The following is a 13,013-nucleotide window of genomic DNA, read 5'->3' as shown; positions in this document are numbered from 1 at the left end:
GCGAAGCGGGAAGGGAGGGGAGGACGTGGTGTCAGGGGCGAGGTGTCAAGGGCGTGCGGCGGTGACGGCCGGGGGCGCGGGGAACCGCGCCATCGCCTCGATCTGGTCGAGCGTGAGGTGGCTGCGCACGTATTGCCGGCTCGCATCGACGCGCGGCTGGAAGTCCCAGGCGGGACGCCGTCCATGACCGTCGGCCTCGAAGACGAGGCGCCGTTGACGCTGGCTGCGCCGCACCTGGTCGTCGAGCGCCGGCAGGTCCCAGCGACGCGCGGCCTCCTCGCGGAGCGCGCGGACTTCTTCCGCATGCGCGGGGTCGTCGGCCAGGTTGTGCAGCTCCTGTGGATCGGCGACCAGGTCGTAGAGCTGGTCGGGATCGGCCGGCGAGTGGATGAACTTGCGGCTGCCGCGGCGGATCATGACGATGGGCGCCAGCGCGATCTCGCCGAGGTACTCCGCGAACGCCTCGTCATGGCCGCCGGTGCGCAGCAGGTGCGGCAGCAGCGAGCGGCCGTGGATGTCCGGTGTCTGCGGGCGTTCCGTGCCTTCCGCGTTCCCTGCGCCGTCCTGGGCCAGGTCGAGCAGCGTGGGCAGCAGGTCGACGAGCGACACGCTCTGGGCGACACGGCCCGGCCGGAAGCGGCGCGGCGCATGCACGATCAGCGGGACCCGCGCGCTCGGCTCGAAGAACGACATCTTGTACCAGAGGCCTCGTTCACCGAGCATGTCGCCGTGATCGCTGATCACGACGACGATCGTGTCGTCACGCTGGCCGGTCGCCTCCAGCGTGTCCAGCAGCTTGCCGAACTGGTCGTCGACGTACGAGATGGCGCCGTAGTAGCCGCGACGCGCGTCGCGCACCTGAGCCTCGCTCGCCGGCTGGACATCGGCCAGGCTGGCGCGCCGCAGCCGCGCCGTGTGCGGATCGTCCCGCACGTCGGCGGCCCGCAGCCGCGGCAGGTCGATGTCCTCGTCGCGATGCCGACTCCACCACGGGTCGGCGATGGCGTAGGGGTCGTGCGGATGCGTCAGCGACACCGTCATGAAGAACGGTCGTCCATCCGGCTGTCGCGCGATGTCGAACAGCCGCCGCTGCGCGGTGAACACGACCTCGTCGTCGAAGTCCAGCTGGTTGCTTCGCACGCAGCGGCCGGCCTGCAGCACTGAGTCCATGTTGTGGTACCAGGGCAGGCGCTCGCCGGGGCGGCTCCAGTCCGGCGTCCAGCCGAAGTCGGCGGGATAGATGTCGGTGGTCAGCCGCTCCTCGTAGCCGTGAAGCTGGTCCGCGCCGGTGAAGTGCATCTTTCCCGCGAGGATGCTCAGGTAGCCCCTGCGGCGCAGGTGATGCGCGAGGGTCGGCACGTCGGAGGGCAGCTCGCTCGCGTTGTCGAACGCGCCGAAGGTGGAAGGCAGCCGGCCCGTCAGCAGGCCGTGGCGCGCGGGCGCGCACAGCGGACTGGCGCAGTAGGCCGAATCGAACACCACGCCTTCTTCCGCGAGCCGCTGCAGGCGCGGCGCCCGCACGACGCGATTGCCGTAGGCGGGGAGGGCGCCGGGCGTGAGCTGGTCGGCGATGAGCAGCAGGATGTTGGGCGCGGTCCTGGAGGCGTTCTGAGACGCGTCGAACGGCGCGTTGTGCGGCGCTTTGTGCGGCGCCTGGAGCGGGGCGAATGGAGGCACGAGTTGGGGCACGGAACAGGCGATCGAATGGGACGAACGATTGTCTGCACGGGCTCTCCGTACCGTGAAGGCGTTGTCCGCTGATGCATCGATCAGCGCCCCTTATGCCAGGCCGTTTTCTCCTCTGACGGCGACACGATTCAGCGATGTCGCATGAGCTTAGTCGGAATGCGGCTAAGCCCGCCGACCCGGCGCTGGCTAGCATGGAAAGAGCAAAGCCCCCGCCTGCATGGCGTGTGCTCCGTCTGACCCACAAGGCCTCCGCCCCATGACATTCCTGAACGCCATCACCCGCCGTACCGCGGTCCTCATCGCTGCCGCGCTGCTGCTGCCGGCCGGTCACGCGATCGCGGCCGACACCAAGGTCGTCGTCGGCTACCAGACCGATGCGCTGCCGTCCTCGGTGGCGATCGCGAACGGCGAGTTCGCACGGGCGACCGGCGTGCAGATCGACTTCCGCCGGTTCGATTCGGGCGCCGATGTGTTCGCCGCGATCGCCTCCGGCGACGTGCAGGTCGGCTACGTCGGCTCCAGCCCGTACGCCGCGGCGGTCTCGCGCGGCCTCGACGTCAAGGCGTTCTACCTCGCCTCGATCTCGGGCATCGACGAGGCGCTGGTCGTGCGCAACGGCTCGGGCATCAACACCGTGGCCGACCTCAAGGGCAAGCGGCTGGCCGCCGCGCCGGTCTCGACCGACCACTACCAGCTGCTGGCGCTGATCAAGAGCCAGGGGCTCACCGAGAAGGACGTTCAGGTCTTCGCGATCCCGCAACCCGAGATCGTGGCGGGCTTCAACCGCGGCGACCTCGACGGCGGCTTCGTGTGGGATCCGGCGCTGACGGAGCTGAAGAAGAACGGCAAGGTGCTCGTGACATCGAAGGACGTCGCCGACAAGGGCGCGCCGACCTTCTCGGCCTGGGTCGCGTCCGCATCGTTCGCCGCGTCGAATCCCGCCTTCCTGAAGGCTTTCGCGGCCACGGCGGACAAGTACACGGGCTCGTTCCTGAAGGACCCGGCGGCCTGGGGCCCGGACAGCGAGCACGCGCGCGCGCTGGCGAAGCTGCTCGGCGGCACGCCCGCCACGCAGGCGGCGGCATTGCGCAACCTGTCGCTGCTGCCGGCGCGGACGCAGGCCACCGAGGCGTGGCTGGCCGGCGGCGAGAAGTCCGGCGTGGCCCGCATCCTGAAGGAGACGGCGGTGTTCCTGCAGTCGCAGCGCAAGATCCCGCGCGTGCTGCCCAGCTACGCGCCGTTCGTCACGCCAGCCGTCGTGGCCGGTCTGGCGCCGTGAGTTCCGGAGGGGCCGCCATGCTTCGCGTCGACCAGGCCAGCGTGTGGTTCGAGGGCCGGGATGGCCAGCCCATCCACGCCCTCGACCGCGTCTCGCTGGACATCCCCGAGGCCGGCTTCGTTGTCGCGCTCGGCACCTCGGGCTGCGGCAAGTCGACGCTGCTCAACGCGATGGCCGGCTTCCTGCCGCTGTCCGAAGGGCACATCACGCTCAACGGCCGGCCCGTGGATCGTCCCGGCGCCGACCGCGGCGTGGTGTTCCAGAAGGACACGCTGCTGCCCTGGGCGAGCGTCGTCGACAACGTGGCGCTGGGCCTGAAGTTCGCCGGTGTCGGTCGATCGGCGCGTCACGATCGGGCGCTGGCGCTGTTGCGCCTGGTGGGGTTGCAGGACTTCGCCCAGGCCGCGCCGCACGAGCTGTCGGGCGGCATGCGGCAGCGTGTGGGCCTGGCGCGCGCGCTGGCGACCGATCCGGACCTGCTGCTGATGGACGAGCCCTTCGGCGCACTGGACAGCATGACGCGCGAGCAGATGCAGGAACTGCTGGTGGACGTCTGGGCGCGCACGCGCAAGCAGGTCTTCTTCATCACGCACTCGATCGAGGAGGCCCTGTTCCTGGGCACCACGCTGATCGTGATGTCGCCGCGCCCGGGCCGCATCGTGGCGCGCTACGAGCTCGACTTCGTCCACCAGTTCGCGCGGGATCGCGACGCCCGTGCCGTGAAGACGCAGCCGCGGTTCGCCGCGCTGCGCGAGGAGATCCGCGCGATCGTCCATCGCAGCGATCTGCGCCATGAGCGCGCGGAGGCCGCGGCATGAGCGCGGTCGTTCCCGAGATCTCGCCTCGCACCGCGCCCCGGCCGGGCCGCGCCTCGTCAAGTTGCGCGGCTTCGGCATCGGCGAGCGGTCGACGGTCCCCATCAGTCTCGGCACCGGCGCCGCGATCCTGCTCGCGTGGTACGGGGTGACGCGTGCCGGATGGGTCGAGCCGCTGTTCCTGCCGCCGCCGGGCGAAGTGCTGGAGGCCGCGCGCAGCATCGTCGCGGAGGGCTACGCCAACGCGTCGCTGTGGGCGCATGTGTCGGCCAGCCTGGGCCGCATCCTTGCCGCCGCGATCCTCGCGATCGTGCTGGGCATTCCTGCGGGCCTGGCCATGGGCATGAACCGCTGGGCCAAGGGCATCCTGGACGCCCCGATCGAGTTCTACTGGCCCCTGCCGCCGCTGGCCTACCTGCCGCTGATGATCATCTGGCTGGGCATCGGCGAGACCTCGAAGATCGCGCTGCTGACGCTGGCGATGTTCGCGCCGGTCGTGATGTCGGCGCAGGCGGGCGTCCGCTCCCTGTCGCAGGAGCGCGTGAACGCGGCCTTGTCGCTGGGTGCGACGCGCTGGCAGCTCTTCAAGGACATCGTGCTGCCGTCCGCGCTGCCCGAGATCCTGACCGGCATCCGCATCGCGCTCGGCGTCGGCTGGGGCACCTTGATGGCGGCCGAGCTGATCGCCGCCACGCGCGGGATCGGATTCATGGTGATGTCGGCCTCGCACTTCCTGTCGACGGATGCCGTGTTCTTCGGCATCGGCGTGATCGCGCTCTGCGCCTTCGCGTTCTCGGCGGCCATGCGGGCGGTGGAGCGCCGGCTGGTGCCGTGGAAGGGGCGGCAGTAGCGGAGGGACCGTCGGCACCGGGGGCTGGCCCGTCGCTGGGGCCTCGGACCCACCTGAATGCGGGGGTCGGGCGGGCTGATGAGCGATGGCCGGCCGCGTGTCATCGCGTCGCGCGGCGGCTTATGTAGACTGCATCCCCGATGAATCCGCCGGCCCGCTTTCCGATCGCAACGCCTGACCCCGGCCTCGACGCCGCGTCTCGCGACTTCCCGCCGACTCCCCGCTACGACCGGCTCGACGCGTTGCGCGGTGTGGCGATGGTCTGGATGACCGTCTTCCATTTCTGCTTCGACCTGAGCTACTTCAAGATCGTCGTGCAGGACTTCTACCGGGATCCGTTCTGGACCTGGCAGCGCAGCGGCATCGTCAGCCTGTTCCTGCTGTGTGCGGGGATGGGGCAGGCGGTCGCGCTGGCCCAGGGCCAGACGGCCGACCGCTTCTGGCGCCGCTGGGGTCAGGTCATGGCCTGCGCGCTGCTGGTCTCGATCGGCTCGTGGTTCATGTTCCCGCGCTCCTTCATCAGCTTCGGCGTGCTGCACGGCATGGCGCTGATGCTCATCCTGGTGCGCTTCGGCTTCTCGAGACTGCCCACGGCCGCGCTGTGGCTGCTGGGCGCGGTCGCGATCGCGCTGCCGTTCTTCGTCGCGCATCCCTTCTTCGACACCCGGACCACCAACTGGCTCGGCCTGGTCACGCGCAAGCCGCTGACCGAGGACTATGTGCCGATCCTGCCGTGGCTGGGTCCGATGCTGTGGGGCTGCGCGCTGATGCGCATCGAGGCCGTGCGGCAGTGGATGCAGCGACCGCTGCTGCCGGCGGTCCGTCCGCTGTCGGTGATGGGGCGGTGGTCGCTGTCGTACTACATGGTCCACCAGCCGGTGATGATCGGCGCGTTGACGGGGGCGCGGACGTTGGGTCTGCTGTGAGGGGCCCGGCGGTCAGGGCCGGCAAGGGTGCGCGACAATCGCGTCCATGAGCTCCTCTCCCGCCAAGACCCAGATCCTGTTCGGCTTCCATGCCGTCACCGTCCGCCTGAAGACCGCGCCGGCCTCGGTGCAGGAAATCCTCTTCGACGCCACCCGCAAGGACCAGCGCATGCGCGGCTTCCTCGAGAAGGCCGAGGCGGCGGGGGCGAAGCTCGTCGAGAGCGACGACGACCGGCTGAAGGCGCTGTGCGGCACGCACCGCCACCAGGGCGTGGTGGCGCGGGTCAAGGCGGTGGCGCAGTCGCATTCGCTGGACGAGGTGCTGGAGCAGGTCGAGGGCCCGCCGCTGGTGCTGGTGCTGGACGGTGTCACCGACCCGCACAACCTCGGCGCGTGCCTGCGCGTGGCCGACGGTGCCGGCGCCCACGCGGTGGTCGCGCCCAAGGACCATGCGGTCGGACTCAACGCGACGGTGGCGAAGGTCGCCAGCGGCGCCGCGGAGACCGTGCCCTACCTGATGGTCACCAACCTGGCGCGATCGCTCAATGAGCTCAAGGAGCGCGACATCTGGGTGATCGGCACCTCGGACCAGGCGGAGAAGACCTTGTACGACCTGGACCTGACGGGACCGGTGGCGCTGGTGCTGGGCGCGGAGGGTGACGGCATGCGCCAGCTGACCGCGAAGACCTGCGACGAACTGGTCCGCATCCCGATGCACGGCGCGGTGGAAAGCCTGAACGTGTCGGTCGCCGCCGGCGTGTGCCTGTACGAGGCGCTGCGCCAGCGCCAGAAGAAGGCCTGAGCAGGCTTGAACAGCGACGCGAGATAATCGCGACCATTCCGGCGCCCACGAGGCGCCGTTCCAACATCCGCAGCCTCATCCCCGGTATCGCCATGTCAGTCATCGAAGTCACGCATCCCCTCGTCAAGCACAAGATCGGCCTGATGCGGGAGGGCGACATGTCCACCAAGAAGTTCCGCGAGCTGACCGGCGAGGTCGCGCGGCTGCTGGCCTACGAGGCGACGGCGGACTTCCCGCTCGAGAAGACGACGATCGAGGGCTGGTGCGGCCAGGTCGAGATCGACCAGATCGCGGGCCGCAAGGTCACGGTGGTGCCGATCCTGCGCGCGGGTCTGGGCATGCTGGACGGCGTGCTGGACATGATGCCCAACGCCAAGGTGAGCGTGGTCGGCCTGGCGCGTGACCACGAGACGCTGCAGCCGGTGAACTACTTCGAGAAGTTCGTCGGCAAGCTGGACGAACGCACCGCGCTGATCGTCGATCCGATGCTGGCGACGGCGGGTTCGATGATCGCGACGGTGGACCTGCTCAAGCAGCGCGGCTGCAAGGACATCCGCGCGCTGGTGCTGGTTGCGGCGCCGGAAGGCGTGGCGGCGCTGAACAAGGCGCATCCGGACATCCGCTGCTGGACCGCGGCGATCGACTCGCACCTCAACGAGAACGGCTACATCATTCCGGGCCTGGGCGACGCCGGGGACAAGATCTTCGGGACGAAGGACGTCTGAGGGCGCGTTTGAGCGCCCATCAGCCGTAGGTGCCGCACACAAGCCGTCGGTCCCTACACCACCCCCAGCGCCCCCAGCACACCCCCGGCCAGGACCATCCACACGATCCCGATCTTGGTCCGCATCGTGAGGACCACGGTCACGACGATCATCGTGAGCGTCGCCCAGCGGTGGGAGGGATCGACGAGGTAGGGCGCGGCCAGCAGCCAGCCGGTCGCGATCATCAGGCCCAGCGTGAGCGGCGCCATGCCGACCGTGAACGCGCGGACGCCCAGGTGCTCGCGGTTGTTGCGCGCCCATCGCGTCGCCGCCACGACCAGCGTCGTCGACGGCAGCAGGATGCCGGCCATCGCCGCCGCAGCGCCCAGCAGCCCCGACACGTTGAAGCCGAGCACCGCGACGAACAGGATGTTCGGGCCCGGCGCGGCCTGCGCCAGCGCGATCGAGCTGGTGAAGCTCTGGTCCGTCAGCCAGTGGCGTTCGTCGACCAGGTAGCGGTGCATGTCCGGCGCCGTCGTGATCGCGCCGCCGATCGACAGCAGCGACAGCATCAGGAAGTGCAGCATCAGCGCGCCGAGCTCGGGCCAGCTCAGCGTGCCGACAAGCATCTGGCTCCAGCCGGCATGGAGGCCGGCCTGCACGCCGGGATTCGCAACCGGGTTCATGGGCGCATCTCCGCGCGGCTGCGCTTGAGCGCGATCAGCGCCAGCGTCATGCCCAGACCGCCTACGCTCAGCACGATCCAGAACAGCGGCAGCTTCAGCCAGACGGTCGCGCAGAACACCAGCGCCGCGAGCGCCAACCCGGGCGCCAGGCCGATCGGGTTCTTCTTCAGCGAGGGCAGCAGCTTGAAGCCCGTGGCGAGGATCAGTCCCGCCGACACGGCGCCCATGCCTCGCAGCGCGCCGGTCATCCGTGGCGACGCGAGCCAGGTGGTCGACAGCGCGGCCAGGATCAGGACGATCACGGCGGGGAACAGCATCATCCCGGCCAGTGCGACCAGCGCGCCGCGCAGTCCGAAGAAGCGGTCGCCGATCATCAGCGAGATGTTCACGATGTTCGGCCCGGGCAGCACCTGCGCGACGGCGAGCGTCTCGACGAACTCCTCGCGCGTCATCCAGTTCAGGCGCTCGACCAGCTCCCGCTGCGCCACGGCCAGCACGCCGCCGAAGCCTTGCAGCGCCAGCCAGGTGAAGGCCCAGAAGAGGTGGGACAGGGACTCGGGTTGCGAGAGCGAGGGTGGGAGCGGCGCGGCGTCCGTCGCGGCGCCTTCAGGGGAGGAGGGCGATCCGGAGGACGGCCCTGCGCTCACCGGTGCCCCTTCAGGACGTCCGGGTTGACGATGTTGCTCGGCTTGCCGGCCATGTAGTTCAGGACGTTGTCGAACGCCGCGTCGAAGTACATCTGGTAGCTGTCCTGCTCCACGTAGCCGATGTGCGGCGTGCACACGGCGTTCTCGAGGCGCAGCAGCGGGTGGCCCTGCAGGATCGGCTCGGACTCGAACACGTCCACCGCCGCCATGCCGGGGCGGCCGCGGTTCAGGCCGGACACCAGCGCCCCGTCGGCGACCAGTTCCGCGCGCGAGGTGTTCACGAACAGCGAGGTCGGCTTCATCCGCGCCAGGTCCTCGGCGCTCACGATGCCGGTCGTCTCGTCCGACAGCCGCAGGTGCAGCGTCAGCACGTCGGCCTGCTCGAAGAAGGCCTCGCGGGTGTCCGCGGCCTGGTGACCGTCGGCCTGTGCGCGCAGCCGCGAGGCCTCGCTGCCCCAGACGAGCACCTGCATGCCGAAGGCTTTGCCGTAGCCGGCGATCAGCTGGCCGATCTTCCCGTAGCCCCAGATGCCCAGCGTCTTGCCGCGCAGCACCATGCCGAGGCCGAAGTTGGGCGGCATCGAGCCGGACTTCAGGCCCGACTGCTGCCACACGCCGTGCTTGAGCGTCGAGATGTACTGCGGCAGCCGCCGCATCGCGGCCATGATCAGCGCCCAGGTCAGCTCCGCGGGGGCGATCGGCGAACCGCCGCCTTCGGCCACGGCGATGCCGAGCCGGGTGCAGGCGTCGACGTCGATGTGTTTGCCGACGCGGCCGGTCTGCGAGATCAGCTTCAGCTTGGGCAGCTTTTCCAGCAGTTGGCGGGGGAAGTGGGTGCGTTCGCGGATCGTCACCAGCACTTCCGCGTCCCGCAGCCGGACCGACAGCTGTCCGATGCCCTTGACGGTGTTGGTGAAGACCTTGGCGTTCAGCGCGTCCAGCTTGACGGCGCAAGGGAGCTTGCGCACGGCGTCCTGGTAGTCGTCGAGGATGATGATGTTCATAGGCGTGCGGGCACCGATCCTACTCGCCTGGATCGGTCACCCCAAGGCCATTGGGCGAGCGTCGTGCAACAGATCGGAACAGGCACTAGCATCCGGCCCGCATCGCATCCCCCATCCAGACAAGGAGACTCCCATGGACATGTACGCCGCCACCGTGCCGGTGTTCGACCGCATGCTGAGCAACATGCAGACCTGGATCCGCACCGCGCGCGATCACGCCCTCGCCAAGGGCTTCGACGAATCCGTCTACCTGACGCTGCGCCTGGCGCCGGACATGCTGCCGCTGCCGCGCCAGGTCCAGATCGCCAGCGACGCCGCCAAGAGCGGCACCGCGCGTCTGGCCAGCATCGAGGTGCCGAGCTGGCCCGACAGCGAGGCCTCGATGGAAGAGCTGATCCAGCGCATCCAGAAGACCCGCGACTTCATCAAGACGGTGACGCCCGAGCAGATCAACGGCTCCGAGACCCGTGCGGTCAGCGTGCCGCGTCGCGACAAGGAACCGCTGAAGTTCGAGGGTCAGGACTTCGCCCGGTTCTACAACCTGCCCAACTTCTTCTTCCACGCCACCACGCTGTACGCGCTGCTGCGCAACGCCGGCGTGCCGCTGGGCAAGATGGATTTCCTGGGTCAGCCCAAGTAAATCGATCCCCCATCCCCCGATCCCTGGAAGTCCTCGGTCGCAGAACCGTGGAAGGACGACACGGGTCTGGGGCGGCATGGCTTGGGGTTCAGGCGCTTGCCGCCTGCGGCCCCATGCCATGGCGACCAACGCCCGGCCCGCCGAAGTAGGCGTCAGCCCAGCAACCGGCGCAACAGGCTCTTGCCCTGTTCCAGTTGCCGGTTGAGCGCGATCAGGCGGGTCTCGGCTTCCGCCTGGTCGAAGCTCCGGGCCACTTCCGTATAGATCGCCGTCCGCAGGTGCCACAGGTCCTGCGGATGCCGCGCATGGACGATGTGGCGGAGCAGGGCGGCCACGCGCTCCTGCGCGTCGGGATCGGCCTCGTCGGCCAGGTCGATGACGCTGGCGCGGAAGGCCGTGCGCAGCTTGGCCATCGCCCGCGCGCTGGCCTGCGGCCGGCGGCCTTCGCCGGGCCACAGCCGCATCAGGCTCTGGAAGATGGAGTCCCCGTTGCGCCGCCGCGTCGGCGCATCGTTCATCGCCGCGCCGCCGGCACCGCCGAGGCGGCCGGCCGGCTCCACCCAGGACTGGGTGTCCACCGCGCGCGTCTCGAAATCGTCCGGTTCCACGGCTTCCACCGCTTCCGCCGCTTCGACGATCTCGTCCCATCGGGACAGACTCGGAATCGCTTTCATGGGTTGCGTTCTTCTTGTCCTGGTTGATGAACGCGCGTCCCTCGACGTCCCTTTGCGGGCTTGCTCTATCGCGCGGCGTCCGGGCTCTTGGAGGCCTGGATCGCGAGACGATTGTGGAAGTCGGACCTGTAACAGGAAGCTCGGATAAGGCCGTGACGGCGGCCTCAAATCGTGCTCAAGTTCTCACTCCGGCGGCCGATAACGGGCTGAATGGGCGGGTCGCCGGTGTCCGCGATGCGCCCAGGGCAGGGATCCCAGGCAGGGAAATAGACGGTCCGCACCGTCCATTTGCCGGGATGCCTTGCGGGAACGCACGGACACAATCCCGTACAGGCGGCCAGAGGGCCGGGCCGGCGCGTCCGGCCCTGCCCGCCGGACCGCTCCACCGCGCCCCGAAAGCCCGATCACATGGACATCGCCCGCCCCAGCATGCCGAACTTGAGCGTTCCCGCCCCGCTGGCCCAGGAATGGGAGCAGTTGCTGACCCGTGCCCGCGAGGGCTCGCTCCCGCTGCCGGAGCTGATGGATCGCGGCAATTTCTTCCAGGGTCAGAACCTCGGCGATGCCGCTGCGCATCTGTATGAGACGTGGCTCACCCATGAGGGGCAGCCGCCCGCGGCGCGCCTGGTGGCGCTCTACAACTGGGGCACCGTGCTGGGCAACATCCAGCAGCACGACCGTGCCGAGCAGGTCTATCGCCAGGCGCTGGCGATCAGCCCGACCTTCGCCCAGGCCCGGTTGAACCTCGGTCACCAGCTGGAGCATCTGGGGCGCGTCGACGAGGCCCTCGCTGCCTGGCGCGAGGTGTACGAAGGCGCGGCTCCGATGGAGGCGCTCGGCGCCGACCAGACCGGCCTGCGCACCCATGCCTTCAACAACGCGGCCCGGCTGCTCGAGTTGCAGCGCCGGTACGACGAGTCCGAAGCGCTGATGGTGCGCAGCCTGACGCTCAATCCGGAACAGACGGACGTGATGCAGCATTACGTGCACATCCGTCAGAAGCAGTGCAAGTGGCCGGTTTACGAGGCGTTCGGCGAAGTAACGCACAACAAGCTGCTGATTGCGACCTCTTTGCTGGCGACGCTGAGCGCCACCGACGACCCTGCGCTGCAGATGGGCGCCGCCCAGCGCTTCGTCCACGAGAAGGTGACGAAGCAGAAGGACGCGCTCTGGCGTCATCCGGTTTCCGTGGCCGCCCGCCAGCAGGGCGGCAAGATCAAGATCGGCTACCTCTCCGGCGACCTCTGCATGCATGCCGTCGGCCTGCTGACCGCCGAGCTGTACGAACTGCACGATCGCGAGAAGTTCGAGATTCATGCCTTCGATTGGAGCCGCGAAGACGGCACTTCGCTGCGCAAGCGCATCCTGATGTCGATGGACAAGGTCTGGCGCCTGAACGCGATGGACGACGCCACGGCCGCCAAGTTGATCGCGCAGGCCGGCATCGACGTGCTGGTCGACCTCCAGGGCCTGACCAGCGGCGCGCGTCCCAACATCCTGGCGCATCGCCCCGCACCGGTGCAGGTCAGCTACCTCGGTCTGCCGGCAACCTCGCTGTTGCCTGGTGTGGACTGGATCCTGGCGGATCGCTTCACGATGCCGCCCGAATACCTGCCGTACTGCAGCGAAAAGCCCATCTACCTGCCGCATTGCTATCAGGTCAGCGACCGCAAGCGCGAGATTGGTGCCGATCCCACCCGCGCTCAGTACGAACTGCCCGAGGACGCCTTCGTCTTCTGCTCGTTCAACAACAACCACAAGATGAACGCCGAGGTGTTCGGCGCCTGGATGCGCATCCTGCAGGGCGTGCCGAACTCGGCGCTGTGGCTGCTGGCGGACAACGAGTGGGCCAAGGCCAACCTCCGCCGCGAAGCCGAAGCCGCCGGCGTCGACGCCTCGCGCCTGATCTTCGCCCCGCGCGTGGCGCCGCCGGACTACCTGGCGCGCTTCCAGCTGCCGGATCTGGTGCTGGACACCTTCCCGTACAACGCCGGCACCACCGCCAGCGACTGCCTCTGGATGGGCACTCCCATCCTGACCCGTTCCGGCCGCAGCTACATCTCCCGCATGTGCGGCAGCCTGCTGACGGCGGTCGGCCTGCCGGACTTGATCACCTTCTCGGTCGAGGAATACGTCCAGCGCGCGATCCAGATCGGCCTCAATCCGGGCCGGGCGAAGTCCTACAAGCGCTACCTGCGAGACGAAGGGCGCAACAGCGCACTTTTCGACATGCCGAGCATCGTTCGTGACATCGAGCGCGAATTCGAGCAATTGGCACTCGCACATAGAAGCTGAAA

The 13,013-nt window shown here is 68.9% G+C and carries 13 protein-coding genes; 8 read left to right on the top strand and 5 right to left on the bottom strand.

What is annotated here, in order from left to right:
• Positions 1 to 45 precede the first annotated feature (45 nt).
• Positions 46 to 1,584 (bottom strand): choline-sulfatase, encoded by a 1,539-nt coding sequence (gene betC, locus ACQ859_RS22880; protein ID WP_431266632.1) that lies wholly within the window; start codon positions 1,582 to 1,584, stop codon positions 46 to 48.
• Positions 1,585 to 1,945: 361 nt separating this feature from the next.
• On the opposite strand from betC, the gene ACQ859_RS22875 reads away from it, so the two are divergent.
• The 6 genes from ACQ859_RS22875 (at position 1,946) to upp (ending at position 7,086) form a co-directional block, all read left to right on the top strand.
• On the top strand, positions 1,946 to 2,968 hold the full coding sequence (locus tag ACQ859_RS22875) for an ABC transporter substrate-binding protein (RefSeq protein ID WP_431262906.1): 1,023 nt from the start codon (positions 1,946 to 1,948) through the stop codon (positions 2,966 to 2,968).
• A gap of 17 nt (positions 2,969 to 2,985) precedes the next feature.
• On the top strand, positions 2,986 to 3,786 hold the full coding sequence (locus ACQ859_RS22870) for a taurine ABC transporter ATP-binding protein (RefSeq protein ID WP_431262905.1): 801 nt from the start codon (positions 2,986 to 2,988) through the stop codon (positions 3,784 to 3,786).
• Complete coding sequence (locus tag ACQ859_RS22865) at positions 3,761 to 4,633, top strand: ABC transporter permease subunit (protein ID WP_431262904.1); 873 nt, start codon at positions 3,761 to 3,763, stop codon at positions 4,631 to 4,633. The genes ACQ859_RS22870 and ACQ859_RS22865 overlap by 26 nt, the downstream gene beginning before the upstream one ends.
• Positions 4,634 to 4,773: 140 nt before the next feature.
• Positions 4,774 to 5,559, top strand: coding sequence for a DUF1624 domain-containing protein (locus ACQ859_RS22860; RefSeq protein WP_431262903.1), 786 nt, complete (start codon positions 4,774 to 4,776; stop codon positions 5,557 to 5,559).
• 46 nt (positions 5,560 to 5,605) lie between these two features.
• Complete coding sequence (gene rlmB / locus ACQ859_RS22855; RefSeq protein WP_431262902.1) at positions 5,606 to 6,361, top strand: 23S rRNA (guanosine(2251)-2'-O)-methyltransferase RlmB; 756 nt, start codon at positions 5,606 to 5,608, stop codon at positions 6,359 to 6,361.
• Positions 6,362 to 6,453: 92 nt separating this feature from the next.
• A complete protein-coding gene (upp, locus tag ACQ859_RS22850; RefSeq protein WP_431262901.1) occupies positions 6,454 to 7,086 on the top strand; it encodes a uracil phosphoribosyltransferase in 633 nt (210 codons plus the stop codon).
• Positions 7,087 to 7,139: 53 nt separating this feature from the next.
• On the opposite strand, the gene ACQ859_RS22845 is transcribed toward upp, so the two are convergent.
• The 3 genes from ACQ859_RS22845 to ACQ859_RS22835 are packed head-to-tail and all read right to left on the bottom strand — an operon-like array spanning position 7,140 to position 9,402.
• Complete coding sequence (locus ACQ859_RS22845; RefSeq protein ID WP_431266631.1) at positions 7,140 to 7,694, bottom strand: chromate transporter; 555 nt, start codon at positions 7,692 to 7,694, stop codon at positions 7,140 to 7,142.
• A gap of 53 nt (positions 7,695 to 7,747) precedes the next feature.
• The gene (locus tag ACQ859_RS22840; RefSeq protein ID WP_431262900.1) at positions 7,748 to 8,398 is read right to left on the bottom strand and encodes a chromate transporter; all 651 of its coding nucleotides are present in this window, start codon (positions 8,396 to 8,398) and stop codon (positions 7,748 to 7,750) included.
• Entirely contained in the window at positions 8,395 to 9,402 is a 1,008-nt protein-coding gene (locus ACQ859_RS22835; protein ID WP_431262899.1) for a D-2-hydroxyacid dehydrogenase family protein, read from the bottom strand. The genes ACQ859_RS22840 and ACQ859_RS22835 overlap by 4 nt, the downstream gene beginning before the upstream one ends.
• 133 nt (positions 9,403 to 9,535) lie before the next feature.
• Here ACQ859_RS22835 and ACQ859_RS22830 point away from each other — a divergent pair, with 133 nt between their 5' ends.
• A complete protein-coding gene (locus ACQ859_RS22830) occupies positions 9,536 to 10,042 on the top strand; it encodes a DUF1993 domain-containing protein (RefSeq protein ID WP_431262898.1) in 507 nt (168 codons plus the stop codon).
• Positions 10,043 to 10,194: 152 nt separating this feature from the next.
• Here the strand turns inward: ACQ859_RS22830 and ACQ859_RS22825 are convergent, their stop codons facing one another.
• Complete coding sequence (locus tag ACQ859_RS22825; RefSeq protein WP_431262897.1) at positions 10,195 to 10,716, bottom strand: hypothetical protein; 522 nt, start codon at positions 10,714 to 10,716, stop codon at positions 10,195 to 10,197.
• Positions 10,717 to 11,154: 438 nt separating this feature from the next.
• On the opposite strand from ACQ859_RS22825, the gene ACQ859_RS22820 reads away from it, so the two are divergent.
• Entirely contained in the window at positions 11,155 to 13,011 is a 1,857-nt protein-coding gene (locus tag ACQ859_RS22820; RefSeq protein ID WP_431262896.1) for a tetratricopeptide repeat protein, read from the top strand.
• Positions 13,012 to 13,013 lie beyond the last annotated feature (2 nt).

It is taken from the genome of Roseateles chitinivorans, assembly GCF_050632235.1.
Classification (GTDB): domain Bacteria; phylum Pseudomonadota; class Gammaproteobacteria; order Burkholderiales; family Burkholderiaceae_C; genus Roseateles; species Roseateles chitinivorans_A.
This window is presented reverse-complemented; position numbering and strand designations above follow the sequence as displayed.

Coding starts and splice junctions, on each gene's coding strand:
- ACQ859_RS22875 (WP_431262906.1), top strand. CDS start 1,946: ATGACATTCCTGAACGCCATCACCCGCCGTACCGCGGTCCTCATCGCT.
- ACQ859_RS22870 (WP_431262905.1), top strand. CDS start 2,986: ATGCTTCGCGTCGACCAGGCCAGCGTGTGGTTCGAGGGCCGGGATGGC.
- ACQ859_RS22865 (WP_431262904.1), top strand. CDS start 3,761: ATGAGCGCGCGGAGGCCGCGGCATGAGCGCGGTCGTTCCCGAGATCTC.
- ACQ859_RS22860 (WP_431262903.1), top strand. CDS start 4,774: ATGAATCCGCCGGCCCGCTTTCCGATCGCAACGCCTGACCCCGGCCTC.
- rlmB (WP_431262902.1), top strand. CDS start 5,606: ATGAGCTCCTCTCCCGCCAAGACCCAGATCCTGTTCGGCTTCCATGCC.
- upp (WP_431262901.1), top strand. CDS start 6,454: ATGTCAGTCATCGAAGTCACGCATCCCCTCGTCAAGCACAAGATCGGC.
- ACQ859_RS22845 (WP_431266631.1), bottom strand. CDS start 7,694: ATGCTTGTCGGCACGCTGAGCTGGCCCGAGCTCGGCGCGCTGATGCTG.
- ACQ859_RS22835 (WP_431262899.1), bottom strand. CDS start 9,402: ATGAACATCATCATCCTCGACGACTACCAGGACGCCGTGCGCAAGCTC.
- ACQ859_RS22830 (WP_431262898.1), top strand. CDS start 9,536: ATGGACATGTACGCCGCCACCGTGCCGGTGTTCGACCGCATGCTGAGC.
- ACQ859_RS22825 (WP_431262897.1), bottom strand. CDS start 10,716: ATGAAAGCGATTCCGAGTCTGTCCCGATGGGACGAGATCGTCGAAGCG.